Below are 24841 nucleotides of genomic sequence, written 5' to 3' on the forward strand. Positions count from 1 at the left end.
TCTACGCCGTTGCTGGGGGCGCAAAGTTGAGCCGAAACTGCTGCGGCGTCACCCCCAGGCGGCGATTGAACACACTGCGCATGTGCTGGGCATCGCGAAAACCGCATTGGTACGCCACGGTTTTCAATGGCGCGTGAGTACTTTCAAGCATCACCCGCGCCGCATCCACCCGGGCCCGCTCAACAAATTCCGCAGGCGTAACCTGCGCCTCACGGGCAAACACCCGAGAAAAATTGCGCGCGCTCATATTGGCGGCCCTTGCCAGGTCGGCGATGGTCAGATCCCCGGTCAAATTCGCCAATACATACAGCTGCACCAGCGCTACCGCCGATGTGGTTTCGGCGTGGGGTGTAAGAAACGGGCTGAACTGCGACTGCCCGCCCGAACGCTGGGTGAACACCACCAGGCGCTTGGCCACGCTCAAAGCCACTTCCGGACCGTGGTCCTGGGCCAGCAGGTACAACGACAAATCGATGCCCGCCGTGACCCCGGCCGAGGTGTAGAGGTTGCCGTGCTGGACGTACAGGCGGTCGGCTTCGACCTGGGCCGAGGGGCACAGGCGCGCCAGGTCAGCGGCGTAGTTCCAATGGGTGGTGACGGTTTTTCCGTCCAGCAATCCAGCGCGCGCCAGCATGAAGGCGCCGTTGCAGATCGAGCCAAAACGTCGCGCCCGAGCGCTGGCGCCACGCAGCCAATCATCGAACGACAAGCCGAAATCTTCGAACGGCAACTGCGGGCCACCGGCGACCAGCAGCAGGTCATAGGCCTGCAGGGCTTCGCTGTAATGCCGGTGGGCCTGCAATGCCAAACCATTGGAGGCGGCCATGGTGCCGTGGCCTAGCCCGATGACCTCTATCTGGTAGTGATCCTGGGGCGGCAGAAAGCGGTTGGCTTCGCAGAACACATCCATGGGGCCGGTCACATCCAGCGACTGGACGCCGGGGAAGATCAGGATGGCGACGGTCTTGTGCATGCTCACAGACACCTTTTTCTAGCGGAATAAAATGCAAACCCTGTGGGAGGGGGCTTGCTCCCGATTGCTGAGGGTCAGTCACTGCATCTATTGACTGAGCCACCGCTATCGGGAGCAAGCCCCCTCCCACATTGGGATTTTCGCAGGCTTCGAGAGTGATATCGCCCGCTACACCCTAGTCGATTTCTGCTTGGCACGATGTGTCGGCACATTGGCCGGGATCGCGCCCTCACCGCGATGGCCGCTGCACAGACGAGCGACCAAACTGATTGCTTTCCAGAGGAGAGCAACCATGACCACCACCATCGCCGGTATCAAGATCCCCGACAGCGCCCTGGCCAAGGCCACCACCGAGTACATCCGTGACATCGAATCCGATCTGCTCTACCACCACTCGCGGCGGGTATTTCTATTCGGCGCATTGAGCGGTGAGCGCAAGCAGTTGGCCTATAACCCGGAGTTGCTCTACGTGGGCGCGATGTTCCATGACTTGGGCCTGGTGGAAGGGTATCGCAGCGATAACGAGCGTTTCGAAGTGGACGGCGCCAACGCGGCGGCGGCCTTCCTCAAACCTTACGGGCTCAGCGATGACGATATCGAACAGGTGTGGCTGTCCATCGCCCTGCACACTACGCCAGGTGTGCCGCAGCATCTGCGCCCCACCGTCGCGCTGGTGACTGCCGGGGTGGAGATGGACGTGCTGGGCATGGACTACGCCGCGTTTAGCAGTGAGCAGCGCGAAGCAGTGGTGCATGCGCATCCACGGGGTGAAGGGTTCAAGGAGTGCATCATCTGTGCGTTCGCCGATGGCTTGCGCCATCGCCCGCAGACCACGTTTGGCAACGTGAAGACGGATGTGCTGGTGGATCAGGAGTCGGGGTTCAAACCGATGAACTTTGTCGAGGTGATTCGCAAATCGCCTTGGACCTGAAATGCATCAAATGTGAGAGGGGGCTTGCGCCCGATTGCTGAGTGTCAGTCACTGCGTCTATTGACTGACCCACTGCCATCGGGGGCAAGCCCCCTCCCACATTTGGACCGCGCAGGCCTTTAGACCGGCGCTGGAGCCCGACGCCTGTCCGGCTGCTGCCAACCATCGGCAGCGGCTTCTTCGATGGCTTGCTGGATGGCCTTCTTGCGCATCTCTTCGGCACGACGGCTGAAGAACCACACCAGGAAGGTCACCAACGACACCGCCAACAGAATCAGGCTGGCGACGGCGTTGATCTCAGGTTTAACCCCAAGACGCACCGCCGAGAACACCTCCATCGGCAACGTCGTCGAACCCGGGCCCGAGACGAAGCTGGCAAGTACCAGGTCATCCAGGGACAGCGCAAACGACATCATGCCGCCTGCCGCCAACGATGGCGCGATCATCGGGATGGTGATCAGGAAGAACACCTTCCAAGGCCGCGCGCCGAGGTCCATGGCCGCCTCTTCAATCGACAGGTCCAGCTCACGCAAACGCGCCGACACCACCACCGCCACATACGCCGCACAGAACGTGGTGTGGGCGATCCAGATGGTGACGATGCCACGTTCCTGGGGCCAACCGATCATCTGCGCCATAGCCACGAACAGCAGCAACAGCGACAGACCGGTGATCACTTCCGGCATCACCAACGGCGCGGTCACCAGGCCGCCGAACAACGTGCGGCCCTTGAACTGGCTGATGCGCGTCAGCACAAACGCCGCCAACGTACCCAGCGCAACAGCGGCCACCGCCGTGTAGCAGGCGATTTCCAGGGAACGTGCCACCGAGCCCATCAACTGGGTGTTGTCCAGCAGGCCCACGTACCACTTGATCGACCAACCGCCCCACACCGTTACCAGCTTGGATTCGTTGAACGAGTAGATCACCAGGATCAACATCGGCAGGTAGATGAACAACAACCCCGCCACCAGCATGAAGCTTGAGAAACTGACGCGCTTCATATCTTGCCCTCCATCTCTTTGGCTTGGCTGCGGTTAAACAGAATGATGGGCACGATCAGGATCGCCAGCATCACTACCGCCAGGGCAGACGCCACCGGCCAGTCACGGTTGTTGAAGAACTCTTGCCACAACACTTTACCGATCATCAGGGTTTCCGGGCCGCCCAGCAGTTCCGGAATCACGAACTCGCCCACCACCGGGATAAACACCAGCATGCAGCCGGCGATGATGCCGTTCTTGGACAGCGGCACGGTGATTTTCCAGAAGCTGTTGAAGGTGCTCGAACCCAAGTCGGATGCGGCTTCCAGCAGGCTCTGATCGTGCTTCACCAAGTTGGCGTACAGCGGCAGGATCATGAACGGCAGGTACGAATAGACCACGCCGATGTACACCGCGATGTTGGTGTTGAGGATCTGCAATGGTTCGTTGATCAGCCCCATGGACATCAGGAAACCATTGAGCAAGCCGTTATTGCTGAGGATGCCCATCCACGCATACACGCGGATCAGGATCGCGGTCCAGGTCGGCATCATGATCAGCAGCACCAGCACGGTCTGCATCTCTTTGCGCGCAGTGGCAATGGCATACGCCATCGGATAGCCGATCAGCAGGCACAGCAGCGTGCTGAAGAACGCCATCTTCAGCGAGCCCAGGTACGCAGCGATATACAGCTCATCACCTGCCAACAAGCTGTAGTTGGCCAGGTTCAGCACCACTTGCAGCTTTTGCTCAACGTAAGTGTAGATCTCGGTGTACGGCGGGATTGCCACGTCGGCTTCGGCAAAGCTGATTTTCAGGACGATGAAAAACGGCAGGGCAAAAAACAGGAACAGCCACAGGAACGGAATCCCGATGACCACCTGCTTGCCGCTCGGGACGAGGCGGTTCAAGCGCCGCTTGAGCTTTTTTGTGTTCATGAGCGAAGTACCACGCCGCTGTCGTCTTCCCACCACACGTAAACCTGATCACCCCAGGTCGGCCGCTGACCACGGCGCTCGGCGTTGGCGACGAAGGACTGCACCAGCTTGCCGCTCGGCAGTTCCACGTAGAACACCGAGTGGCCGCCCAGGTAAGCGATGTCGTGCACCTTGCCGCTGGACCAGTTGTGCTCGCAGGTCGGCATTTCGGTGGTGACCAGCAGTTTTTCCGGGCGGATGGCGTAGGTCACCGACTTGTCTTCCACCGAGGTGGCGATGCCGTAGCCCACGTAGATGTCGCGGTCCAAGTCCGGGCACTTGAGCACGGCGTGGCCTTCGGCGTCGTCCACCACTTGGGTGTCGAAAATATTGACGTTGCCGATGAACTCGCACACCAGGCGGCTGGTAGGGGTTTCGTAGATATCGATCGGGCTGCCGATCTGTGCGATCCAGCCCAAGTGCATGATTGCGATGCGCTCGGCCATGGTCATGGCCTCTTCCTGGTCGTGGGTCACCATCACGCAGGTCACGCCGACGCGCTCGATGATCTCCACCAACTCCAGTTGCATCTGCGAACGCAGTTTCTTGTCGAGGGCGCCCATGGGCTCATCGAGCAGCAGCAGTTTCGGGCGCTTGGCCAGGGAGCGGGCCAGGGCCACACGCTGACGCTGGCCGCCGGACAACTGGTGCGGCTTGCGTTTGGCGTACTGGCTCATCTGCACCAGCTTGAGCATTTCGGCTACGCGGGCGTCGACTTCGGCCTTGGGGATCTTGTCCTGTTGCAGGCCGAAGGCGATGTTCTGCGCCACGGTCATGTGCGGGAACAGGGCATAGGACTGGAACATCATGTTAATCGGCCGCTCGTACGGCGGCATGTCGGTGATGTCCACACCGTCGAGGTAGATGCGACCCTCGGTCGGGCGTTCGAAACCTGCGAGCATGCGCAGCAGCGTGGATTTGCCCGAACCCGAACCGCCGAGCAAGGCGAAGATCTCGCCTTTCTTGATTTCCAGGGACACATCGTCCACGGCAATCGTCTCGTCGAACTTCTTCGTGACCCGGTCGATTTTGACCAACACCTTCTTCGGTGTCTGGTCCCCTTCGAGGGCTTTCTTGTAGGCGCCGGAGGCAACTGCCATTTACGAAACTCCCAGAAAAAAAGAGTGCAGAGCGCCCAATACGGACGACCCTTGGATAATTTGAGCCTTACTTGCCCGTCTTGACCTTGGTCCAGCTACGGGTCATTAAACGTTGCACTTTCGGGGGTAGCTCGAAGTTGACGAATGTCCTATCGAGAACCGCCTGCGGTGGGTAAACCGCTTCGTCGGTGCGTATCGATTGCTCCATCAGTTTGTCCGCCCCTGGGTTAGGGTTGGCGTAACCGACGTAATCACTGACCTGGGCGATCACCTCAGGTTGCAGCAAATAGTTGATGTAGGCGTGGGCCTGTTTAACGTTGGTGGCGTCCTTGGGGATCGCCAGCACGTCAAACCACAGGTTGCCGCCTTCTTTTGGAATCGCGTAGGCGATGTTCACGCCCTTGCCTGCCTCAGCCGCACGGGCTTTGGCCTGGAACACATCGCCAGAGAAACCGGCCGCCACACAGATGTTGCCGTTGGCCAGGTCCGAGATGTATTTGGACGAATGGAAGTAGGTCACGTAGGGCCGTACTTTAAGCAGCTTTTCTTCGGCCTTTTTGTAGTCTTCAGGGTTGGTGCTGTTAGGGTCCAGGCCCATGTAGTTGAGCACCGCCGGCAGCATTTCATCTGCCGAGTCCATGAACGACACACCGCAGGTGGCCAGCTTCTTCATGTTTTCCGGCTCGAACAGCACAGCCCAGGAGTCGATCTTGTCGACGCCCAACACTTCCTTCACTTTGTCGACGTTGTAACCGATGCCGTTGGTACCCCAGAGGTACGGCACGGCGTACTGGTTGCCTGGGTCGTTCTTTTCCAGGCGTTTGAGCAAGGCCGGGTCAAGATTTGCGTAATTCGTCAGCAGCGATTTGTCGAGTTTCTGAAACGCCCCAGCCTTGATCTGCTTACCGAGGAAGTGGTTGGACGGCACGACTACGTCGTAGCCGGTACGTCCGGCCAGCAACTTGCCTTCCAGGGTTTCGTTGGAATCAAACACGTCATACACGGGCTTGATGCCGGTGGCCTTTTCGAAGTTGGCCAGGGTGTCGGTACCGATATAGTCCGACCAGTTATAAATATGCACCGTCGATGCGGCCTGCACGCTGACAGCCAGCGTGACACCTGCGCCCACCAGCATGGCTTTGCGAAATAAAGAAATTGGCAAGTGGAGGTCCTCTTAAATAGTTGGGCCTGAAGTTGTTGCCCGGCAACAAAACCGGCGCGCAACTTACCCTCGATAAACCGATCCGGCAAAACTTTCTGTCATTTAATGTGCGGGAGGTGGTTTACCCCCGATGGCGGTGTGTCAGCTTGCGCATGTGTTTCTGATACAACGCCATCGGGGGCAAGCCCCCTTCCACAGGTTTTAAGGCTTACTTGCCCGATTTGATCTTGGTCCAGCTGCGCGTCATTTCACGCTGAGTTGCGGCTGGCAAGTCAGCAATGGCGTAGAGCTTGGCTTGCACATCGGCTGGCGGGTAGATGCCCGGATCGCTGGTGATGTCTTTGTCGACCAGTGCGGTGGCCTTCTCGTTACCGTTCGGGAAACGCACGCTGTTGGTGATCGACGCCATGACTTCCGGCTTGAGCAGGTAGTTCATGAACTTGTAAGCGGCGTCGACGTTTTCGGCATCTTTAGGGATGGCGACCATGTCGAAGAAGCTACCAGCGCCTTCTTTCGGAATGTCGTAGGCAACTTTCACTTTGCCACCGGCTTCAGCCGCGCGGGATTTAGCCTGCTGGATGTCACCCGAGTAACCCACGGCCACGCAGATGTTGCCGTTGGCCAGGTCCGAGATGTACTTGGAGGAGTGGAAGTAGCCGATCGAAGGACGGATCTTCAGGAAGAGCGCTTCGGCTTGCTTGAGGTCCTCTTTCTTCTGGCTGTCGGTCGGCAGGCCCAGGTAATGCAGCGCGATTGGCAGCATTTCGGTCGGCGAATCGAGGAAGCTCACGCCGCAGCTTTTGAGCTTGGCGATGTTCTCAGGCTTGAGCAGGATGTCCCACGAGTCGATCTTGTCCACGCCCAGCGCAGCCTTGACCTTCTCCGGGTTGTAGCCGATGCCGATCGAACCCCACATGTACGGGAAGGCGTGCTTGTTGTCCGGGTCGCTGACCGACACGGCTTTAAGCAGGGACTTGTTCAGGTTGCTGTAGTTGGACAGCTTGGACGTGTCCAGCTCCTGGTAGACACCGGCCTTGATCTGCTTGGCGAGGAAGTTGTTCGACGGCACGACGATGTCGTAACCGGACTTGCCTGCCAGCAACTTGGCTTCCAGGGTTTCGTTGCTGTCAAAAACGTCGTACACCACTTTAATGCCCGACTCTTTTTCAAAGTTGGCGATGGTGTCCGGTGCAATGTAGTCGGACCAGTTGTAGACGTGCAGCACCTTATCGTCTGCCTGGGCCGCGCCCGCCATTGCGCCCATCAGGGACAAGGCGAGGAGGGTCTTGCCAGCGTTCTTCAAACCTAATGCCTTCATTTGGTGATGCTCCAATTTTTCTTTTTTGGGCCACGTTTTTTCATGTTCTGCGGCCCTTCCAGAGGGCAACAAAACAGGGCGACAGTCTGGCAAGTTCAGGGGCGGGCTTTCAACCAAAGCCCCTACATTTATAACTGCCCAGTGCTCTGCGCACTGAGCCTAGCACTTAGCCCTGCAATGCCGCCAAAGTCAGATCCAGGCACTTGCGCGCCTTGGTCACCAACTCGTCGATCTCAGCCTTGCTGATCACCAGTGGCGGGGAAATGATCATGGTGTCGCCCACGGCGCGCATGATCAGGCCATTGTTGAAACAGAAGTTGCGGCAAATCATGCCCACGCCTTTGCCTTCATAACGCTTGCGCGTGGCCTTGTCCTGCACCAGCTCAATGGCGCCCAACAGACCCACTCCGCGAACTTCGCCCACCAACGGGTGATCATTGAGCTCGCGCAGACGACGCTGCAAATAGGGTGCCGTTTCGCTGTTGACCTGCTCGATGATTTTTTCATCACGCATGATGCGGATGTTTTCCAGGGCCACCGCTGCGGCCACCGGGTGACCGGAGTAGGTAAACCCGTGGTTGAAATCACCGCCTTCGTTCAGCACCTCGACCACTTCGTCGCGCACGATCAGGCCGCCCATAGGGATGTAACCCGAGGTCAGGCCCTTGGCGATGGTCATCATGTCTGGCTTGAGGTCGTAGAAATCGCTACCGAACCACTCACCGGTACGGCCAAACCCGCAGATTACTTCGTCGGCCACAAACAAGATGTCGTATTTAGCGAGGATTTCCTTGATGCGCGGCCAGTAAGTGGCGGGCGGGACGATCACGCCACCGGCACCCTGGATCGGCTCGGCAATAAAGGCACCGACGGTGTCCACGCCCAATTCGAGGATCTTCTCTTCCAACTGGTTGGCGGCCCAGATCCCGAACTCTTCGGGGCTCATGTCGCTACCTTCACCGAACCAGTACGGCTGGGCGATGTGGGTGATGCCCGGGATCGGCAAGTCGCCCTGTTCGTGCATATAAGTCATGCCACCCAGGCTCGCGCCGGCCACGGTGGAGCCGTGGTAGCCGTTCTTGCGGCTGATGATGGTTTTCTTGTTCGGCTGGCCTTTGATCGCCCAGTAGTGGCGGACCATGCGCAACATGGTGTCGTTGCCTTCGGAGCCGGAACCGGTGAAGAACACGTGGTTCATGCCGGCGGGTGCGATGTCGGAAATGGCCTTGGCCAGCTCCAGCACCGGCGGGTGAGCGGTCTGGAAGAACAGGTTGTAGTACGGCAGTTCTTTCATTTGCTTGGCGGCGGCGTCAGCCAGTTCATCGCGACCATAACCGATCGCCACGCACCACAGGCCGGCCATGCCGTCGAGGATCTTGTTGCCTTCGCTGTCCCACAGGTAAACGCCGTGGGCTTTGGTGATAATCCGTGGGCCTTTCTCTTTCAATTGCTTGAAGTCGCTGAACGGCGCCAGGTGGTGATCGTTGCTCAAGGCTTGCCATTCACGGGTTTGCGGGTTGTTGCTGGACATACCAATCTCCTAGACTTTTCAGTTAAGGGCGCGCGGGTTACCCCGTGCGCCCGGCGCATCAGACGGCGAAGAGCAGGAATTCCCGCTCCCACGAACTGATCACGCGCTTGAAGTTTTCATGCTCGGCCCGCTTGACCGCGACGTAGCCTGTGATGAATTTCTGACCCAGGTATTTCTCGATGGTCTTGCTGTTTTCCATGCGTTCCAGGGCGTCTTCGATGGTCAACGGCAGACGCAGGTTGCGTCGTTCGTAACCACGACCTACCACCGGTGCGCTCGGGTTATGGCCTTCGACCATGCCGATGTAGCCGCACAGCAAACTGGCGGCAATCGCCAGATAAGGGTTGGCGTCGGCCCCCGGCAGGCGGTTTTCTACGCGGCGGTTCTGCGGGCCGGCATCCGGTACGCGCAGGCCGACGGTGCGGTTTTCTTCGCCCCATTCCACGTTGACCGGCGCCGAGGTGTCGGGCAGGAAACGGCGGAACGAGTTCACGTTGGGAGCAAACAGCGGCAGCAATTCAGGGATGAATTTCTGCAGGCCGCCAATGTGGTTGAGGAAGAGCTGGCTCATGCTCCCGTCTTCATTGGAGAAGACGTTCTTGCCAGTCGCGATGTCGATGATGCTCTGGTGCAGGTGCATCGCGCTGCCGGGCTCGCCGGTCATCGGCTTGGCCATAAAGGTGGCCGCCACGTTGTGCTTGAGCGCTGCTTCACGCATCGTGCGTTTGAACACTAGGATCTGGTCAGCCAGGGACAGCGCATCGCCGTGACGGAAATTGATTTCCATCTGCGCGGTACCGTCTTCGTGGATCAGCGTGTCGAGGTCCAGCTCTTGCAGTTCGCACCAGTCGTAGACGTCTTCGAACAGCGGGTCGAATTCGTTGGCGGCTTCTATAGAGAAGGACTGACGACCGGTCTCCGGGCGCCCGGAACGGCCAATCGGCGGTTGCAGCGGGAAGTCAGGGTCTTCGCAGCGTTTGGTCAGGTAGAACTCCATCTCCGGCGCCACGATGGGCTGCCAGCCTTTGTCGGCGTAGAGCTTGAGGACTTTCTTGAGCACGTTGCGCGGCGACAGCTCGATCGGGTTGCCTTGCTTGTCGTAGGTATCGTGGATCACCTGGGCGGTGGGCTCGATGGCCCAAGGCACCAGGAATACCGCGTTCTGGTCGGGGCGGCAGATCATGTCGATATCGGCCGGGTCGAGCAATTCGTAATAGATGTCGTCTTCGACATAGTCGCCGGTCACGGTCTGGAGCAGAACGCTCTCGGGCAGGCGCATGCCTTTTTCGGCGATGAACTTGTTGGTCGGCGAGATCTTGCCCCGGGTGATGCCGGTGAGGTCGCCAATCATGCATTCGACTTCTGTGATCTTGTGGTCTTTCAACCAATCGGTGAGCTGGTCGAGGTTGTTACTCATAAATGCCTCTGGGCTGGGTTTCCTGGCATCCATTAAAGGCCAGGCGTTGGTTGACGCAGCATCCGCGTCGTTTTGTTCATTCAGGGTAGGAGCTTACCTGCCATTTGCTGCAGCGTTGCATTCCTCACGCCAAAGTCGTGCAGAATCATGATCGGTTCCGTGGACGGGAGCCGGTCAGAGGCAGTTGAGGTGGCAAAGAAGAGGTCGGACTGGCCGTCAAGAATATTGGCCGGTGCAGGGACATTCACGCGGGGCGAACGAACTGCGGACAACGCCTGGCTGGAGCAGGCAGAGACGCCGAGCGGCGGCAGGTGAAACATGAAGCACCCCGGTATTATTGCTGTTATGGGTTTGAATCGAGCTTAGCCTTGTTCATTTTTTTACACAACACCCCCGTAAAAAATACAACACGGCCCGCTCAAGCCTGCGAGTCCCAAGCGAATCAAATGCAAAAAACCGCCCCAAAAAGCCCCAAAAATGCCTTCACGGCGCTTTTTTAGGGCAAAAAAGGCCTCGCTTGACTTCGGCATGCCGTTCGGGTTGACTGAAACCAGAAAAGATCAATGATTGATATTTTTAACAACAAAGGTGTTGCATCATGTCGGTACCCCCGCGTGCCGTTCAGCTTAACGAAGCGAACGCGTTCCTTAAGGATCATCCTGAGGTTCTGTACGTAGACCTTCTAATTGCGGATATGAATGGTGTGGTGCGCGGTAAGCGCATCGAACGCACCAGCCTCCACAAGGTTTACGAGAAGGGCATTAACCTGCCTGCCTCTTTATTTGCCCTGGATATCAACGGCTCGACGGTGGAAAGCACCGGCCTGGGTCTGGACATCGGTGATGCTGACCGAATCTGTTATCCAATCCCCGACACCCTGTGCAATGAACCTTGGCAAAAGCGCCCTACCGCGCAATTGCTGATGACCATGCACGAACTTGAAGGTGAACCTTTCTTCGCCGATCCACGCGAAGTGCTCCGCCAAGTTGTAAGCAAATTTGACGACCTCGGTCTGACCATCTGCGCTGCCTTCGAGCTTGAGTTCTACCTGATCGACCAGGAGAACGTGAACGGCCGCCCGCAACCGCCCCGCTCGCCGATCTCCGGCAAACGCCCGCACTCGACACAGGTCTACCTGATCGACGACCTCGACGAATACGTCGACTGCCTCCAGGACATCCTGGAAGGTGCCAAAGAGCAAGGTATCCCGGCTGACGCCATCGTCAAGGAAAGTGCCCCGGCGCAGTTCGAAGTGAACCTGCACCACGTCGCCGACCCGATCAAAGCGTGCGATTACGCTGTACTGCTCAAGCGCTTGATCAAGAACATCGCCTACGACCATGAGATGGACACCACCTTCATGGCCAAGCCTTACCCAGGCCAGGCAGGCAACGGGCTGCACGTACACATTTCGATTCTGGACAAAGACGGCAAGAACATCTTTGCCAGCGAGGATCCCGAGCAGAACGCCGCATTGCGTCACGCGATCGGCGGTGTGCTGGAGACCCTACCCGCCCAAATGGCGTTCCTGTGCCCTAACGTTAACTCCTACCGTCGTTTCGGCGCACAGTTCTACGTGCCGAACTCGCCGTGCTGGGGCCTGGATAACCGCACCGTGGCGATTCGCGTACCGACCGGCTCGTCCGACGCCGTACGTATCGAGCACCGTGTAGCCGGCGCCGACGCCAACCCTTACCTGTTGATGGCTTCGGTCCTGGCAGGCGTGCACCACGGTCTGACCAACAAGATCGAACCGGGCGCACCCGTGGAAGGCAACAGCTACGAGCAGAACGAGCAGAGCCTGCCGAACAACCTGCGCGATGCCCTGCGCGAGTTGGACGACAGCGAGGTGATGGCCAAGTACATCGACCCTAAATACATCGATATCTTCGTCGCCTGTAAGGAAAGTGAGCTGGAAGAGTTCGAACACTCCATCTCCGACCTTGAGTACAACTGGTACCTGCATACCGTCTAAACGACGGCTGCAGAAAAAAGAGCGCCGCAGACCTTATGGTCTGCGGCGTTTTTTTTGGGTTTCTTCCAGAAGACCGAGCCAGCCTCATCGGGGGCAAGCCCCCTCCCACATTTGAATGTTCACAGATCAAAGTGTGGGAGGCGGCTTGCTCCCGATGGCGGCCTGGAAGACAACACAGACTCCTACTCATACAATGCCCGCTGCCTTGTAGGAGACTTCCATGACCACCCGCCCCGCCGCCCCTCGCAAACCCCGCGCACGCAGCCAGGCGCGGATCGACGCGATTCTCGACGCCGCCCGCACCTTGCTGGCCGCCGAAGGCGTGGCCGGCCTGTCGATCTACAGCGTGGCCGAGCGCGCGCAGATTCCGCCGTCGTCGGTGTATCACTTTTTCGCCAGTGTGCCCGCGTTGCTGGAAGCATTAACCGCTGACGTCCACGCAGCATTCCGCGCGGCCATCCAGGCCCCCATCGACCATGACTCACTCAAGCACTGGCGGGACCTGTCCTACGTGGTCGAGCAGCGCATGCTCACCATCTACAGCAACGACGCCGCCGCGCGCCAATTGATCCTGGCCCAGCACGGGCTGACCGAAGTAACCCAGGCGGATCGTCAGCATGATCTGGAATTAGGGGATTTGATGCTGGCGGTGTTCAGCCGTCACTTCGAAGTGCCGACCTTGCCGACTGATGTGGATGTGTTTGCGCTGGCGTTGGAACTGAGTGATCGCGTCTACGCGCGCTCGGTGCATCAGCATGGGCTGATTACGCCGCGGATGGCCGAGGAAGGGATGCGTGTGTTTGATGCGTATGTGGGGCTGTATTTACCGGCGTATCTGCCTAAGCGCTGAACCCTGGGTTGGCTGGGCGGGCCTCATCGGGGGCAAGTCGAATCGTCGCACCGCCCCTCCCACATATTGATCTGTGAACACATTCAAAATGTGGGAGGGGGGCTTGCTCCCGATAGCGGTCCAAGTGATCACAACTTGGCGATCGACACCTCAGTCGACTTCACGAAGGCAATCACTTCGCTGCCGATCACCAGCTCCAGCTCTTTGACCGAGCGAGTAGTGATCACGGAAGTGACGATACCGGACGCGGTCTGCACGTCGATTTCCGACAGCACGTCGCCGACTACGATTTCCTTGATGGTGCCTTTGAACTGGTTACGCACGTTGATAGCTTTAATAGTCATGGTGTTCTTCCTTCGCGGGACAAGTGAGTTATTGAGCCCAACGCAATTGCGTAGGCAGCGGTGAAACAGGTTCGGGTTCCGGCGGTGTACCGGGCAGCGACAGCACACGGTTGAGCACTTCAGCTTCCAGTGCGGCCAGGCGGTGTGAGCCACGGGCACGCGGACGTGGAAGATCAACGATCAGATCGAGGCCGATCTCGCCGTCTTCGATCAGGATCACCCGGTCGGCAATCGCCACCGCTTCGCTGACGTCATGGGTCACCAGCAACACAGTGAAGCCGTGCTTCTGCCAAAGGTTTTCGATCAGTTGCTGCATCTCGATGCGAGTCAGGGCATCCAGAGCCCCCAACGGTTCATCAAGCAGCAGCAGGCGCGGTTGGTGGATCAGCGCACGCGCCAGGGCGACACGTTGCTTCTGGCCTCCCGACAGAGCCGCCGGCCATTCATTGGCACGCTCGGCCAGGCCGACCGCTTCCAACGCCTCCAGCGCTTTAGGGCGCCAGTTGCCGGTGAGCCCCAGACCCACGTTGTCGATGATCTTTTTCCACGGCAGCAAACGTGCTTCCTGGAACATCAACCGCGTGTCTTCAATCGCTTCGCTCAGCGGCGCAGAACCGGCCAGCAACTCGCCGCCGCTGGCTTTGTCCAGGCCGGCCAGCAGGCGCAGCAAGGTACTTTTGCCGCAACCGCTGCGGCCGACCACGGCCACGAACTGACCCGCCGGAATGTGCAGATCAATCTCTTTGAGCACTTCCCGTGCGCCGAAAGATTTGCGCAATTTGCGCACCGCCAGAGGAATTCCCTTCAGCAGGCGCGGAGGTTGTTGAGCTGTCATGCCGCACCCCCTTTATTCACTTGATACGCCGGGTGCCAGCGCAACCAAACCCGCTCCAGACCGCGCGCGGCCAGATCGGCGAGTTTGCCGAGGATCGCGTACATCACGATGGCCAGTACCACCACGTCGGTTTGCAGGAATTCACGGGCGTTCATTGCCAGATAGCCGATGCCCGAGCTGGCGGAGATGGTTTCCGCAACGATCAGCGTCAACCACATAAAGCCCAGAGCAAAGCGCACGCCCACCAAAATCGAGGGCAGCGCACCCGGCAGGATCACTTGCCAGAACAGGCTGAAACCGGACAAACCGTAGCTGCGCGACATTTCCACCAGCGCCGGGTCGACGTTGCGGATGCCGTGATAGGTGTTCAGGTAGATCGGGAACAACGTGCCGAGGGCGACCAGGAAAATCTTCGCGGTCTCGTCAATCCCGAACCACAGGATCACCAGCGGAATCAGCGCCAGGTGCGGCACGTTGCGGATCATCTGCACCGAGCTGTCCAGCAGGCGCTCGCCCCATTTCGACAAACCGGTGATAAAGCCCAGCGCCAGGCCGATGCTGCCACCGATCACAAAGCCCAGGCCGGCGCGCCAGCCACTGATGGCCAAGTGCGTCCAGATTTCGCCGCTGGCCACCAAGTGAACACCGGCTTCAATCACCGCACTGGGCGCCGGCAGAATGCGCGTCGACAACCAGCCCGCCGACACCGACAACTGCCACACCGCCAGTAATAGAATCGGCAGCACCCAAGGCGCTACGCGATGGCTCAATTTTTCAAAGTTCATAACGCCGCCTCAGCTCTGTGACGCAGCTTTGGGAAGGATGTCGTTGGCGACCATTTCACCGAACGGGCTGACGTAACCGGCGCTTTTCGGCAGTTCGGGACGTTCGATGTCCAAGTGCGGAAACAGCAGTTCAGCCACCCGATACGACTCTTCCAGGTGCGGATAACCGGAGAAGATAAAGGTGTCGATGCCAAGCGCAGCGTACTCCTTGACCCGCGCCGCAACGGTTGGGCCATCGCCCACCAGCGCGGTGCCCGCACCGCCACGCACCAGGCCGACACCGGCCCACAGGTTGGGGCTGACTTCGAGGTTGTCGCGGTTGCCGCCATGCAAGGCAGCCATGCGCTGCTGGCCGACGGAATCGAAGCGCGCCAAGGAAGCCTGGGCACGGGCGATGGTGTCGTCGTCCAAGTGGGAGATCAGTTTGTCGGCGGCTTTCCAGGCCTCATCGTTGGTTTCGCGCACGATCACATGCAGGCGAATGCCGAAGCGCACGGTGCGCCCGAGTTTCGCGGCCTTGGCCCGTACCTGTTCGATTTTCTCGGCGACTGCGGCCGGTGGCTCGCCCCAGGTCAGCACCATCTCCACCTGTTCGGCTGCCAGGTCCTGGGCCGCTTCGGAGGAACCGCCAAAGTACAGCGGCGGACGCGGTTGCTGGATCGGCGGGTAGAGCAACTTGGCGCCTTTGACGCTGATGTGCTCGCCGTCGTAATCCACGGTTTCGCCTTCCAGCACGCGGCGCCAGATGCGGGTGAATTCCACCGAAGCCTGGTAGCGCTCTTCGTGACTGAGGAACAAGCCATCACCGGCCAGCTCTTCCGGGTCACCACCGGTCACCAGGTTGAATAACGCACGGCCGCCGGACAGTCGATCCAAGGTCGCGGCCTGACGCGCCGCCACCGTCGGGGAAATGATCCCGGGGCGCAACGCGACAAGGAATTTCAAACGCTGGGTCACCGGGATCAGCGAGGCGGCCACCAGCCACGAGTCTTCGCAGGAGCGACCAGTGGGGATCAGCACCCCGCCGAATCCCAAGCGGTCAGCGGCCTGGGCCACTTGCTGCAGGTAACCGTGATCAACGGCGCGAGCGCCTTCGGCGGTGCCAAGGTAATGGCCGTCACCGTGGGTAGGCAGGAACCAGAAAATATTGAGGCTCATGGAGTTGTCTCCTGAAGAAGTCGAATTACGGCGCTTTGGCCACAGCGGCGGGTGGCGTCCAGATCACGTCCTTGATGCTCAAGGGTTTGGGGATCAATTTGAGTTGGTAGAAGCTGTCGGCGATCTTTTGCTGGGCGGCGACCACTTCAGGGGTCAGGAACAGCGCGCCGTAGCCTTGGCGTTTCACCGAAGTCAGGGTGATATCCGCCGGCAGGCCGAGCAGTGGCGCGACTTGTTCAGTCACTTCCTGGGGGTTGGCCTTGGACCACTCGCCCACGGCGCGCACTTCTTCAATCAGTGCCTTGACCACTTCAGGGTGCTGCTCGGCGTAGGGCTTGGTCGCCAGGTAGAACTGATGGTTGTCGGCGATGCCGGTGCCGTCACGCAGGGTGCGGGCTTGCAATTGTTTCTCGGCGGCAGCTTGGTACGGGTCCCAGATCACCCAGGCGTCTACGCTGCCACGCTCGAACGCGGCGCGGGCATCGGCGGGCGGCAGGAACACGGTTTGTACGTCGGTGTATTTGAGGCCAGCGTCTTCCAGGGCACGTACCAGCAGGTAGTGCACGTTGGAGCCTTTGTTGAGCACGATTTTCTTGCCCTTGAGCTCGGCCACCGATTTGATCGTCGAGTCTTTCGGTACCAGGATCGCTTCACTGGTGGGCGCTGGCGGCTCGTAGGCCACGTAGAGAAGATCGGCACCGGCGGCCTGGGCGAACACCGGCGGGGTTTCGCCGGTAACGCCGAAGTCGATGGAGCCCACGTTCAGGCCTTCAAGCAGTTGCGGACCACCGGGAAACTCGGTCCATTGCACCTGCACGCCCTGGGCGGCCAGACGCTTTTCCAGGGTGCCCTTGGCTTTGAGCAGCACCAACGTGCCGTATTTCTGATAGCCGATCCGCAGTGTCTCGGCGGCTTGAGCTTGAACGATGGCGCCGAAGGACACAGCCGCAGCAAACAGTGCGACCAGACCACGACGCAAGATGACAGTGCGCATGGCGCTCTCTCCAAATATGCGATTAGGGTTTTGGCTGCACCTGCTTGGCCGTTAGCGGCTGAGTAAGGTGAGTGTTTCTTAAAGGGTGAGGCTCAGATGCTCCAGCGAGCAGTCAACAAACGGTCATTCAACACATGGGGGTCCAGCGGTTTAGGGCGGCGGGCCATGGCGCTGTAGAGCGTTTCCAAAGCCTCATGCAAACGGTGTTCAAGCACCGGCACCAGTTGCGCCTGGGCGCTGCCTTCGGCGTAAGCAATCTGGCTATCTTCGGCAAAAATGCCGTGGAGCAATTCCTGGGCTTTCAACGCCGACAACACTGGCTTGAGCGCGTAGTCCACCGCCAACATATGGGCGATGCTGCCGCCGGTTGCCATCGGCAATACGATCTTGTGGGCCAGGGCGCGTTCGGGCAGCAGGTCGAGCACGGTTTTCAGCGCACCCGAGAACGAAGCCTTGTACACCGGCGTGGCGATCACCAGGCCATCTGCATTAGCCACCTGTTGCAGCAAGTCGATGACCTTGGGGCTATCGAAGCGCGCGTGCAGCAAGTCTTCGGCCGGGAAGTCCCGTACCTGATAACTCACCACTTCAACGCCTTTGTCTTGCAACCATTGACGGGTTTTTTCCAGCAAGACCCCGGAGCGGGAACGCTGGCTGGGACTGCCTCCAAGTGTTACGACCAACATGCAGGAATTCCTTGAGCAAGTGCCGGCGGTTCGCTGTGCGGCGATGGCGCCAATATGTGACAGACCTTATCAGCAGATTTATATATCTATAAATCTTATTTTTTCATTTGTTTATTCTTTAAATGCATATGTAGTTCGTAAACCGCCAGGCGAAAAAAAAGGCCGTAAAAACGGCCTGAAAACCCCTGCTATGTGATTCGGTTTGCAACTTGAAATGCAGTCAAAATGTGGTGGCTTGCTCCCGATTACGGTGTGTCAGTGACCAACGAATTGGCTGATCCACCGAAATCGAGGGCAAGCCCCTCCCACACAGTTATGTGCTAACGATTGGGCTGTGGAGTAAGCCGCAGATACGGCTTCACCGCCCGATAACCCTTCGGAAAGCGCTTCTTGATCTCTTCCTCATCCTTGAGCGACGGCACGATCACCACTTCATCACCGTCCTGCCAGTTGGCGGGAGTGGCGACTTTGTAGTTATCGGTCAGTTGCAGCGAGTCGATGATCCGCAGGATTTCGTGGAAGTTGCGACCCGTACTGGCCGGATAAGTGATGGTCAGGCGTATCTTTTTGTTCGGGTCGATCACGAACAGAGAGCGCACAGTGAGGGTGTCACTGGCGTTTGGGTGGATCAGGTCGTAGAGGTCCGAAACCTTGCGGTCGGCGTCGGCGAGGATCGGGAAGTTGACGATAGTGTTCTGGGTTTCGTTGATGTCTTCGATCCACTTGTGGTGCGAATCCACCGGGTCGACCGACAGGGCGATGGCTTTGACGCCGCGCTGGGCGAATTCATCCTTGAGCTTGGCGGTAAAACCAAGCTCGGTGGTGCACACCGGGGTGAAGTCCGCCGGATGGGAAAACAACACACCCCAGCTATCGCCCAACCATTCGTGGAAACGAATCTTGCCGGCGCTGGAATCCTGTTCGAAGTCGGGGGCGATATCGCCCAGTCTTAGGCTCATGGTGTGGCTCCTGGTGAGTGCTTATGGAGCCCACTGTGCATGGATTAGAGATTATTTAAAAAGAATAAATATCGATTTATCTAGACGATAAAGGAATATTAAAAATGTGTTCATTGGACGCCGGAAACGGTGAAGGGCACCATCGTTTCCAAGGTTCGAGAAGGCCTTGAGACGCTGTACAAAGAGGGGTTCAGGAAGGGCTTGCGGGGGTTGAGCCCGACTTGAAAAGCAAGACACCTTGCCCGGCGTTGCGCCGGGCAAGGTTTTTACAGTCTTACAACAGCTTCACGCTACTAGAACAGTGGCAGCGAGTAGCTGACGATCAGGCGGTTTTCGTCCTGATCGCGCTGGCCCGCAATATCGTTGCGCCACATGGCGTTTTTCCAGGCTACGCCAACGTTCTTCAGCGGACCTTGTGGCACGACGTAGGCAACAGTGATGTCACGTTCCCACTCGCTCGCGCCGTTGGAGTTTGTCTGGACCTGAGCAACACCCACTCGGCCACGGGTATCGATATTGTCGCCACGCAGGTAAACCACACCAGCGGTCAAGCCAGGTACGCCAATCTTGGCGAAGTCATACGCGTAGCGAGCTTGCCAGGTACGTTCGCCAGCACGGGCAAACTTGGCAATCTGCGAGTCAGTGGTCAGATAAGCCGACGCACCATCGCCCTGGTTCAGGAACGGGAAGTCACTGTTGCCGTTGCTGGCCTGGTAACCGCCACCGAAGGTGTGACCTTCAACGGTGTACAGAAACAAGCCGCTGTACAGGTTGTTGTCGACTTTACCTTTGACGATATTAGCGCCGGCGGCGTTAGTACCGTAGTCACCGCTGGTGAAGTAGTTGGCGTCGTTGCTGTTGTTACCGTCAGAGCGGCTATTGAAGTAGCGCAAGTCGGTTTTCAACACGCCAGGACCGATAGCCCAGTTGTGCAGCAGGCCCAGGAAGTGTTGCTTGTAGAACTGGTCCAGATTGCCGTAGTAGTACTGGGCAGTCAGGTCTTTGGTGATCTTGTAGTCGCCACCGGCGTAGATGAACTTGTTGCTGTCGCGACCCGCAGCAGTACGACCGTTGGCACCTGCGATGGACAGGTTTTCAACGTTGCTGGAGTTACGACCCTTGGCCTTTTCGATCTGACCCGCTACCAGCGTGAAGTCCTTGATATCGTTGGTAGTAATCTGGCCACCCTGGAAGGTTTGCGGCAGCAGACGACCATCGTTGGTCACCAGAACCGGCAGCTTTGGCTGCAGCGTGCCCAGCTTCAATTCGGTCTGGGAGATCTTGGCTTTGGCAGTCAGGCCCAGGCTGGAGTAGTTATCAACGGCTTCGCCATTGGACTTGCTCGGGAAAACCGTGCCGCCGTAAGAGCCAGCGTTGCCAGTCGACGGAGCAGTGGCGCCGTTGGTGCCGCCGCCCGAATCCAGACGCACGCCCAGCAGGCCGATAGCGTCAAGACCAAAGCCTACGGTGCCTTGGGTGTAACCGGAGATGAAGCGCAGGTCAAAAGCCTGGCCCCACTCTTCCGACTTGTTCTGCGCGCCGGCTGCTTTGGTAGCGTCGTCACGGTTATCAGTGTTGATGTAGAAGTTACGCAGACCCAGTGTGGCCTTGCTGTCTTCGATGAAACCGGCAGCGCCTGCATGCTGGGCGATCGCGCCCAAAGCTACAGCCAAAGCCAAGGTGGACTTCTTCATGTACCGCTCCTCTCATTTCTAATTTTTGTATTTCTTTGGTCTCGGGTCTGACGCCCTCGATCCACAGATGCGCGATTACCACCGGATAGTGACTGACAAGTCAATCGTAACCTTGTGTGTCTACTACCTTCGTCTAATCGCAGTTGATTTGGTCCCTGCAGGGTAATGAGTTTTTCATACACCCAAAAAGAATTATTTCATTCTTTTTCATACGATCTGGGAATAAGCCTTTGCATGAAAAGGACCGGTCAGAATAGACCACCCGCTCCATAAGCTAATTCCTAAAGGGTATTTATTAGCGCTTTTTTAGATCGATTAGTGTGACGACTCTGCTGCATACGTCACCCACGATCAAAAAGGCGACGCCATCATGGCCAAACGCATATCCTCCCGTCAATTTGTTACAGTTTTTGTGTCACTAATAGTTTCTTTTGCTGTCCAAGCCGCCGATTTGACCATCGGCTACCAAACCGGCATCGATCCCAGCAAGGTCCCACAGGCCGATGGCGCCTATGAAAAGGCCATTGGCGAGAAGATTGCCTGGCGCCGCTTCAACAGTGGTCCGGAAGTCGTAACAGCCATCGCCTCCGGCGATGTGCAAATCGGCAACCTCGGGTCCAGCCCCCTGGCAGCTGCTGCCTCGCGCAATCTACCCATCGTCGCGTTCATCGTATCGGCGCAGATCAATAGTTCTGAAGCCCTGGTAGTTCGCAACGGCAGCGGCATCGATAAACCCGAAGACTTGATCGGCAAGACGATCGCGACGCCCTTTGTCTCGACGTCTCATTACAGCCTGCTCGGCGCCTTGAAGCACTGGGGTCTGGACACCAAGCAAGTCAAAGTGGTCAACCTGCAACCGGCTGAAATTGCCGCTGCGTGGAAACGTGGGGATATCGATGGAGCCTTCGTGTGGTCGCCTGCGCTGGGAGAAATCCGCAAGACCGGCAAAACCCTGACTGACGCGGCCCAGGTGGGCCAGTGGGGTGCTCCGACGTTTGAAGTCTGGGTGGCGCGCAAGGATTTTGCGGAGAAACATCCTGAGGCAGTTGCCAAGTTTGCCAAGGTGACCCTGGACTCGTTCGCCGATTATGCCGCCCATAAAGACAGCTGGACGGTGGACTCGGAGCCGGTGCAGAAAATCGCCAAATTGACAGGCTCTAATGCCGCGGACATTCCCGAGCTGCTGGCAGGCACCACATTCCCGGATGCCCAAGCGCAGCAAACCGATGCGCTGCTCAAAGGCGGCACGGCGAAGGCGATTGGGGAGACAGCGAAATTCTTGAAGGAGCAGGGGAAGGTTGAGACGGTGCTACCGGACTATTCGGCCTTTGTGACCGACAAATTCATCAAAGACTAAACTCGGTAAAAAACGTGGGAGGGGGCTTGCTCCCGATGGTGGTGTATCAGTCGACATCTCTCTGACTGATACACCGCTATCGGGAACAAGCGCCCTCCCACATTTGGATCTCCAGCGCTTTGAAGATCGGGTTTACAGCGCCTTTTCGAAAATCTTCGAATTACGCTGATAGTTGTACAGCGACGCCCGCGCCGACGGCAGTCGGTCCACAGTACTCGGTACAAAACCACGCTCACGGAACCAGTGCGCGGTGCGAGTGGTGAGGACGAACAAGGTCTTCAAGCCTTGGGCACGGGCGCGTGTTTCGATGCGCTCGAGTAACTCATCACCACGACCGCCATGGCGATACTCCGGGTTCACCGCCAGGCACGCCAGCTCACCCGCATCCGAATCGGCAATCTGATAAAGCGCCGCACAGGCGATGATCATGCCTTCGCGCTCGACCACGCTGAACTGCTCGATTTCACGCTCCAGCACTTCCCGCGAACGGCGTACCAGGATGCCCTGCTCTTCCAGCGGGCTGATCAGATCAAGCAAACCACCGACGTCTTCGATCGCCGCTTCGCGCACCAGTTCGAATTGCTCCTGGGCCACCAGCGTGCCGCCGCCATCGCGTGTAAACAGTTCGGTGAGCAGCGCGCCATCTTCGGCGTAGCTGACGATATGGCTGCGCCCTACCCCGCCCCGGCAAGCCTCGGCCGCGGCATCGAGCAGTTCGGCCTGGTAGTTGCTACTGCCCAGGCGTTGCAGGTGAGCCGGTACTTGTTGCGGACGCAGTTCGCGCACCAACCGGCCATTTTCATCGATCAGGCCGAGGTCGGCGCCGAACAGCAACAGTTTGTCGGCTCCCAGGTCGATGGCGGCGCGGGTGGCGACGTCTTCGCAGGCCAGGTTGAAGATTTCACCGGTAGGCGAGTAACCCAATGGCGACAGCAGCACGATGGAGCGCTCGTCCAGCAGGCGATTAATACCTTTGCGGTCGACCCGACGCACTTCGCCGGTGTGGTGATAGTCCACGCCTTCCAACACGCCGATCGGGCGCGCGGTCACAAGATTGCCGCTGGCCACGCGCAGGCGCGAGCCTTGCATCGGCGACGAGGCCATGTCCATCGACAAGCGCGCTTCGATAGCGATACGCAGGTGGCCGACGGCGTCGATAACGCATTCCAGCGTCGGCGCGTCGGTGATACGCATACCTTCGTGATAAGCCGGGATCAGGCCGCGCGCTTCAAGGCGCGCTTCGATCTGTGGGCGCGAGCCATGAACCAGCACCAGCCGCACGCCCAGGCTGTGCAGCAGCACCAGGTCGTGGACGATATTGCCGAAGTTGGGATGGTCCACACCGTCGCCAGGCAGCATGACTACAAAAGTGCAGTCGCGGTGGGCGTTGATGTAGGGCGAAGCGTGACGAAGCCAATTGACGTATTCGGGCATAACACCTGGGCCTGTAATAAAAAGCAGCCAAAAAAGGATGAATCGTGAAAACGCACAGCGGGCTGATGGTTATCGTCGGAACAGGCTTGGCGACACGCTCGCTCTCCTTCTATGTACGTATGTACGAATAGGCTGGGGTTAATTTATGCAGGTTTCAGGCAGTAATGGTCGATCAGTTCCCGCAATAGACGCACTGTAGGCGTCAAGCGTGACATTTCGAGGTACTCACCCGGTTGGTGGGCGCAGGCGATGTCGCCAGGGCCAAGCACCAGGGTTTCACAACCAAGGCGCTGAAGATAAGGCGCTTCGGTGCCGAACGCTACTGCTTCGGCACGATGACCGGTCAATCGTTCCGCAACCCGCACCAGTTCGGCGTCTTCCGATTGTTCGAACGGCGGCACCTCGGGGAACAGCGGCGCATAGTCGATCTTGACCTGATGCCGCTCGGCCAAGGGTTCGAGCTTCTGCCGGATGGCTGCACGCAACACCTGTGGGTCCATGCCCGGCAAGGGCCGCAGGTCGAACTCCAGGGAGCACTGACCGCAGATGCGGTTCGGGTTGTCGCCACCGTGGATACAGCCGAAGTTCATGGTCGGCTGCGGTACGCTGAATTGCGGGTTGCGGTACTCGCGCTGCCAGGCCAGGCGCAGGCCACGCAACTCGCCGATGGCATCGTGCATGGCTTCGAGGGCGCTGTGGCCCAGGCTTGGATCCGACGAGTGGCCGCTGCGCCCAAGGATGTCGATGCGCTCCATCATTACGCCTTTGTGCAGGCGGATTGGCTTGAGCCCGGTGGGCTCGCCGATCACCGCCGCACGGCCCAGAGGGCGCCCGGCTTCGGCCAGCGCGCGGGCGCCGGACATGGAGCTTTCTTCGTCGCAGGTGGCGAGGATCAGTAGCGGTTGCTTGAACGGTTGGTCCAGCAGCGGCAACACGGCTTCGATGGCCAGGGCGAAAAAGCCCTTCATGTCGCAACTGCCCAATCCTACCCAGCGGCCGTCGACTTCCGTCAGCTTGAGCGGGTCGGTTTTCCACAGGGCGGCGTCATAAGGGACGGTGTCGCTATGACCGGCCAGCACCAGTCCACCGGGGCCGCTGCCGAAGCTGGCCAAGAGGTTGAACTTGCCGGGGCTGACTTGCTGGATGTCGATGGCAAAACCCAGATCACCCAGCCAACTGGCGAGCAAATCGATCACGGGCCGGTTGGTCTGGTCGAGAGACGCTTGGGTGCAACTGACCGACGGTGCGGCAATCAAGGCGGCAAACTGCTCTTTCATGGACGGTAACGGCATGCGCGGTCTCTCAACTTCCCGGATGAGCCCCACTATAGAGCCATCTGCACGACACAATAAACCGTTGCGGCACGTTGCCGGGCTCA

General features: G+C 58.8%; 24 protein-coding genes. 5 read left to right on the forward strand and 19 right to left on the reverse strand.

Annotation, left to right across the window (positions count from 1 at the left end; genetic code table 11):
• Position 1: 1 nt before the first annotated feature.
• Complete coding sequence (locus G9Q84_RS05050) at positions 2-973, reverse strand: GlxA family transcriptional regulator (RefSeq protein WP_181642981.1); 972 nt, start codon at positions 971-973, stop codon at positions 2-4.
• A 292-nt stretch (positions 974-1265) separates the two neighbouring features.
• On the opposite strand from G9Q84_RS05050, the gene G9Q84_RS05055 reads away from it, so the two are divergent.
• Positions 1266-1904 carry an HD domain-containing protein gene (locus G9Q84_RS05055; RefSeq protein WP_181642982.1) on the forward strand — a complete coding sequence of 213 codons (639 nt, stop codon included), beginning with the start codon at positions 1266-1268 and terminating at the stop codon, positions 1902-1904.
• 119 nt (positions 1905-2023) lie between these two features.
• On the opposite strand, the gene G9Q84_RS05060 is transcribed toward G9Q84_RS05055, so the two are convergent.
• From G9Q84_RS05060 to G9Q84_RS05095, 8 genes are all read right to left on the reverse strand, one after another.
• Complete coding sequence (locus G9Q84_RS05060; protein ID WP_032884233.1) at positions 2024-2908, reverse strand: ABC transporter permease subunit; 885 nt, start codon at positions 2906-2908, stop codon at positions 2024-2026.
• Positions 2905-3825, reverse strand: a complete 921-nt coding sequence (locus G9Q84_RS05065; RefSeq protein WP_032884234.1) for an ABC transporter permease subunit — start codon at positions 3823-3825, stop codon at positions 2905-2907. Before G9Q84_RS05065 ends, G9Q84_RS05060 begins: the two co-directional genes overlap by 4 nt.
• On the reverse strand, positions 3822-4964 hold the full coding sequence (locus tag G9Q84_RS05070) for an ABC transporter ATP-binding protein (RefSeq protein WP_003195240.1): 1143 nt from the start codon (positions 4962-4964) through the stop codon (positions 3822-3824). The genes G9Q84_RS05065 and G9Q84_RS05070 overlap by 4 nt, the downstream gene beginning before the upstream one ends.
• Positions 4965-5031: 67 nt before the next feature.
• Positions 5032-6126 (reverse strand): polyamine ABC transporter substrate-binding protein, encoded by a 1095-nt coding sequence (locus G9Q84_RS05075; protein ID WP_032884236.1) that lies wholly within the window; start codon positions 6124-6126, stop codon positions 5032-5034.
• Between the two features lie 208 nt (positions 6127-6334).
• A complete protein-coding gene (locus G9Q84_RS05080; protein ID WP_032884518.1) occupies positions 6335-7429 on the reverse strand; it encodes a polyamine ABC transporter substrate-binding protein in 1095 nt (364 codons plus the stop codon).
• 181 nt (positions 7430-7610) lie between these two features.
• Positions 7611-8975, reverse strand: coding sequence for an aspartate aminotransferase family protein (locus G9Q84_RS05085; RefSeq protein ID WP_181642983.1), 1365 nt, complete (start codon positions 8973-8975; stop codon positions 7611-7613).
• 58 nt (positions 8976-9033) lie between these two features.
• Positions 9034-10392 (reverse strand): glutamine synthetase family protein, encoded by a 1359-nt coding sequence (locus tag G9Q84_RS05090; protein ID WP_032884240.1) that lies wholly within the window; start codon positions 10390-10392, stop codon positions 9034-9036.
• A gap of 80 nt (positions 10393-10472) precedes the next feature.
• Positions 10473-10712, reverse strand: a complete 240-nt coding sequence (locus G9Q84_RS05095) for a hypothetical protein (RefSeq protein WP_032884242.1) — start codon at positions 10710-10712, stop codon at positions 10473-10475.
• 278 nt (positions 10713-10990) lie between these two features.
• Between G9Q84_RS05095 and G9Q84_RS05100 the strand changes: the two genes are divergently transcribed.
• Both G9Q84_RS05100 and G9Q84_RS05105 read left to right on the forward strand, forming a co-directional pair.
• Positions 10991-12367: a glutamine synthetase family protein gene (locus G9Q84_RS05100; protein WP_003213894.1), complete on the forward strand. Its 1377-nt coding sequence runs from the start codon at positions 10991-10993 to the stop codon at positions 12365-12367.
• Between the two features lie 220 nt (positions 12368-12587).
• The gene (locus G9Q84_RS05105; protein WP_032884245.1) at positions 12588-13217 is read left to right on the forward strand and encodes a TetR/AcrR family transcriptional regulator; all 630 of its coding nucleotides are present in this window, start codon (positions 12588-12590) and stop codon (positions 13215-13217) included.
• Positions 13218-13345: 128 nt separating this feature from the next.
• Here the strand turns inward: G9Q84_RS05105 and G9Q84_RS05110 are convergent, their stop codons facing one another.
• The 6 genes from G9Q84_RS05110 to ssuE all read right to left on the reverse strand — a co-directional run bounded on the left by G9Q84_RS05110 (position 13346) and on the right by ssuE (position 18019).
• On the reverse strand, positions 13346-13561 hold the full coding sequence (locus tag G9Q84_RS05110) for a TOBE domain-containing protein (RefSeq protein WP_003176783.1): 216 nt from the start codon (positions 13559-13561) through the stop codon (positions 13346-13348).
• Between the two features lie 28 nt (positions 13562-13589).
• Positions 13590-14396: an aliphatic sulfonates ABC transporter ATP-binding protein gene (gene ssuB, locus G9Q84_RS05115; RefSeq protein WP_032884247.1), complete on the reverse strand. Its 807-nt coding sequence runs from the start codon at positions 14394-14396 to the stop codon at positions 13590-13592.
• A complete protein-coding gene (gene ssuC, locus G9Q84_RS05120) occupies positions 14393-15181 on the reverse strand; it encodes an aliphatic sulfonate ABC transporter permease SsuC (protein WP_032884249.1) in 789 nt (262 codons plus the stop codon). Before ssuC ends, ssuB begins: the two co-directional genes overlap by 4 nt.
• Positions 15182-15190: 9 nt before the next feature.
• Positions 15191-16339: an FMNH2-dependent alkanesulfonate monooxygenase gene (ssuD, locus tag G9Q84_RS05125; protein WP_003176786.1), complete on the reverse strand. Its 1149-nt coding sequence runs from the start codon at positions 16337-16339 to the stop codon at positions 15191-15193.
• 25 nt (positions 16340-16364) lie between these two features.
• Positions 16365-17333, reverse strand: coding sequence for a sulfonate ABC transporter substrate-binding protein (locus G9Q84_RS05130; RefSeq protein WP_032884251.1), 969 nt, complete (start codon positions 17331-17333; stop codon positions 16365-16367).
• Positions 17334-17425: 92 nt separating this feature from the next.
• On the reverse strand, positions 17426-18019 hold the full coding sequence (ssuE, locus tag G9Q84_RS05135; protein WP_032884253.1) for an NADPH-dependent FMN reductase: 594 nt from the start codon (positions 18017-18019) through the stop codon (positions 17426-17428).
• Here ssuE and G9Q84_RS05140 point away from each other — a divergent pair.
• Complete coding sequence (locus tag G9Q84_RS05140; protein ID WP_143521203.1) at positions 18018-18215, forward strand: hypothetical protein; 198 nt, start codon at positions 18018-18020, stop codon at positions 18213-18215. The two genes, ssuE and G9Q84_RS05140, sit on opposite strands and share 2 nt — an antisense overlap.
• A 124-nt stretch (positions 18216-18339) precedes the next feature.
• Here G9Q84_RS05140 and G9Q84_RS05145 read toward each other — a convergent pair whose 3' ends face one another.
• Together G9Q84_RS05145 and G9Q84_RS05150 are read right to left on the reverse strand one after the other, a co-directional pair.
• On the reverse strand, positions 18340-18978 hold the full coding sequence (locus G9Q84_RS05145; RefSeq protein ID WP_181642984.1) for a peroxiredoxin: 639 nt from the start codon (positions 18976-18978) through the stop codon (positions 18340-18342).
• Between the two features lie 293 nt (positions 18979-19271).
• Positions 19272-20672, reverse strand: coding sequence for an OprD family porin (locus G9Q84_RS05150; RefSeq protein ID WP_032884257.1), 1401 nt, complete (start codon positions 20670-20672; stop codon positions 19272-19274).
• A gap of 370 nt (positions 20673-21042) precedes the next feature.
• On the opposite strand from G9Q84_RS05150, the gene tauA reads away from it, so the two are divergent.
• Positions 21043-22029, forward strand: coding sequence for a taurine ABC transporter substrate-binding protein (gene tauA / locus G9Q84_RS05155; protein WP_181642985.1), 987 nt, complete (start codon positions 21043-21045; stop codon positions 22027-22029).
• A 132-nt stretch (positions 22030-22161) separates the two neighbouring features.
• On the opposite strand, the gene argA is transcribed toward tauA, so the two are convergent.
• Positions 22162-23463: an amino-acid N-acetyltransferase gene (gene argA / locus G9Q84_RS05160; RefSeq protein WP_032884260.1), complete on the reverse strand. Its 1302-nt coding sequence runs from the start codon at positions 23461-23463 to the stop codon at positions 22162-22164.
• 143 nt (positions 23464-23606) lie between these two features.
• On the reverse strand, positions 23607-24755 hold the full coding sequence (gene argE / locus G9Q84_RS05165) for an acetylornithine deacetylase (RefSeq protein ID WP_032884262.1): 1149 nt from the start codon (positions 24753-24755) through the stop codon (positions 23607-23609).
• Positions 24756-24841: the final 86 nt, after the last annotated feature.

The sequence above is a fragment of the Pseudomonas sivasensis genome (genome assembly GCF_013778505.1).
Taxonomy (GTDB): Bacteria; Pseudomonadota; Gammaproteobacteria; order Pseudomonadales; family Pseudomonadaceae; genus Aquipseudomonas; species Aquipseudomonas sivasensis.

Excerpts from the sequence above, each read along its gene's own strand:
- G9Q84_RS05050 (WP_181642981.1), bottom strand. The coding sequence starts at position 973 with ATGCACAAGACCGTCGCCATCCTGATCTTCCCCGGCGTCCAGTCGCTG.
- G9Q84_RS05055 (WP_181642982.1), top strand. The coding sequence starts at position 1,266 with ATGACCACCACCATCGCCGGTATCAAGATCCCCGACAGCGCCCTGGCC.
- G9Q84_RS05060 (WP_032884233.1), bottom strand. The coding sequence starts at position 2,908 with ATGAAGCGCGTCAGTTTCTCAAGCTTCATGCTGGTGGCGGGGTTGTTG.
- G9Q84_RS05065 (WP_032884234.1), bottom strand. The coding sequence starts at position 3,825 with ATGAACACAAAAAAGCTCAAGCGGCGCTTGAACCGCCTCGTCCCGAGC.
- G9Q84_RS05070 (WP_003195240.1), bottom strand. The coding sequence starts at position 4,964 with ATGGCAGTTGCCTCCGGCGCCTACAAGAAAGCCCTCGAAGGGGACCAG.
- G9Q84_RS05085 (WP_181642983.1), bottom strand. The coding sequence starts at position 8,975 with ATGTCCAGCAACAACCCGCAAACCCGTGAATGGCAAGCCTTGAGCAAC.
- G9Q84_RS05090 (WP_032884240.1), bottom strand. The coding sequence starts at position 10,392 with ATGAGTAACAACCTCGACCAGCTCACCGATTGGTTGAAAGACCACAAG.
- G9Q84_RS05095 (WP_032884242.1), bottom strand. The coding sequence starts at position 10,712 with ATGTTTCACCTGCCGCCGCTCGGCGTCTCTGCCTGCTCCAGCCAGGCG.
- G9Q84_RS05100 (WP_003213894.1), top strand. The coding sequence starts at position 10,991 with ATGTCGGTACCCCCGCGTGCCGTTCAGCTTAACGAAGCGAACGCGTTC.
- G9Q84_RS05105 (WP_032884245.1), top strand. The coding sequence starts at position 12,588 with ATGACCACCCGCCCCGCCGCCCCTCGCAAACCCCGCGCACGCAGCCAG.
- G9Q84_RS05110 (WP_003176783.1), bottom strand. The coding sequence starts at position 13,561 with ATGACTATTAAAGCTATCAACGTGCGTAACCAGTTCAAAGGCACCATC.
- ssuB (WP_032884247.1), bottom strand. The coding sequence starts at position 14,396 with ATGACAGCTCAACAACCTCCGCGCCTGCTGAAGGGAATTCCTCTGGCG.
- ssuC (WP_032884249.1), bottom strand. The coding sequence starts at position 15,181 with ATGAACTTTGAAAAATTGAGCCATCGCGTAGCGCCTTGGGTGCTGCCG.
- ssuD (WP_003176786.1), bottom strand. The coding sequence starts at position 16,339 with ATGAGCCTCAATATTTTCTGGTTCCTGCCTACCCACGGTGACGGCCAT.
- G9Q84_RS05130 (WP_032884251.1), bottom strand. The coding sequence starts at position 17,333 with ATGCGCACTGTCATCTTGCGTCGTGGTCTGGTCGCACTGTTTGCTGCG.
- G9Q84_RS05140 (WP_143521203.1), top strand. The coding sequence starts at position 18,018 with ATGCAGGAATTCCTTGAGCAAGTGCCGGCGGTTCGCTGTGCGGCGATG.
- ssuE (WP_032884253.1), bottom strand. The coding sequence starts at position 18,019 with ATGTTGGTCGTAACACTTGGAGGCAGTCCCAGCCAGCGTTCCCGCTCC.
- G9Q84_RS05145 (WP_181642984.1), bottom strand. The coding sequence starts at position 18,978 with ATGAGCCTAAGACTGGGCGATATCGCCCCCGACTTCGAACAGGATTCC.
- G9Q84_RS05150 (WP_032884257.1), bottom strand. The coding sequence starts at position 20,672 with ATGAAGAAGTCCACCTTGGCTTTGGCTGTAGCTTTGGGCGCGATCGCC.
- tauA (WP_181642985.1), top strand. The coding sequence starts at position 21,043 with ATGGCCAAACGCATATCCTCCCGTCAATTTGTTACAGTTTTTGTGTCA.
- argA (WP_032884260.1), bottom strand. The coding sequence starts at position 23,463 with ATGCCCGAATACGTCAATTGGCTTCGTCACGCTTCGCCCTACATCAAC.
- argE (WP_032884262.1), bottom strand. The coding sequence starts at position 24,755 with ATGCCGTTACCGTCCATGAAAGAGCAGTTTGCCGCCTTGATTGCCGCA.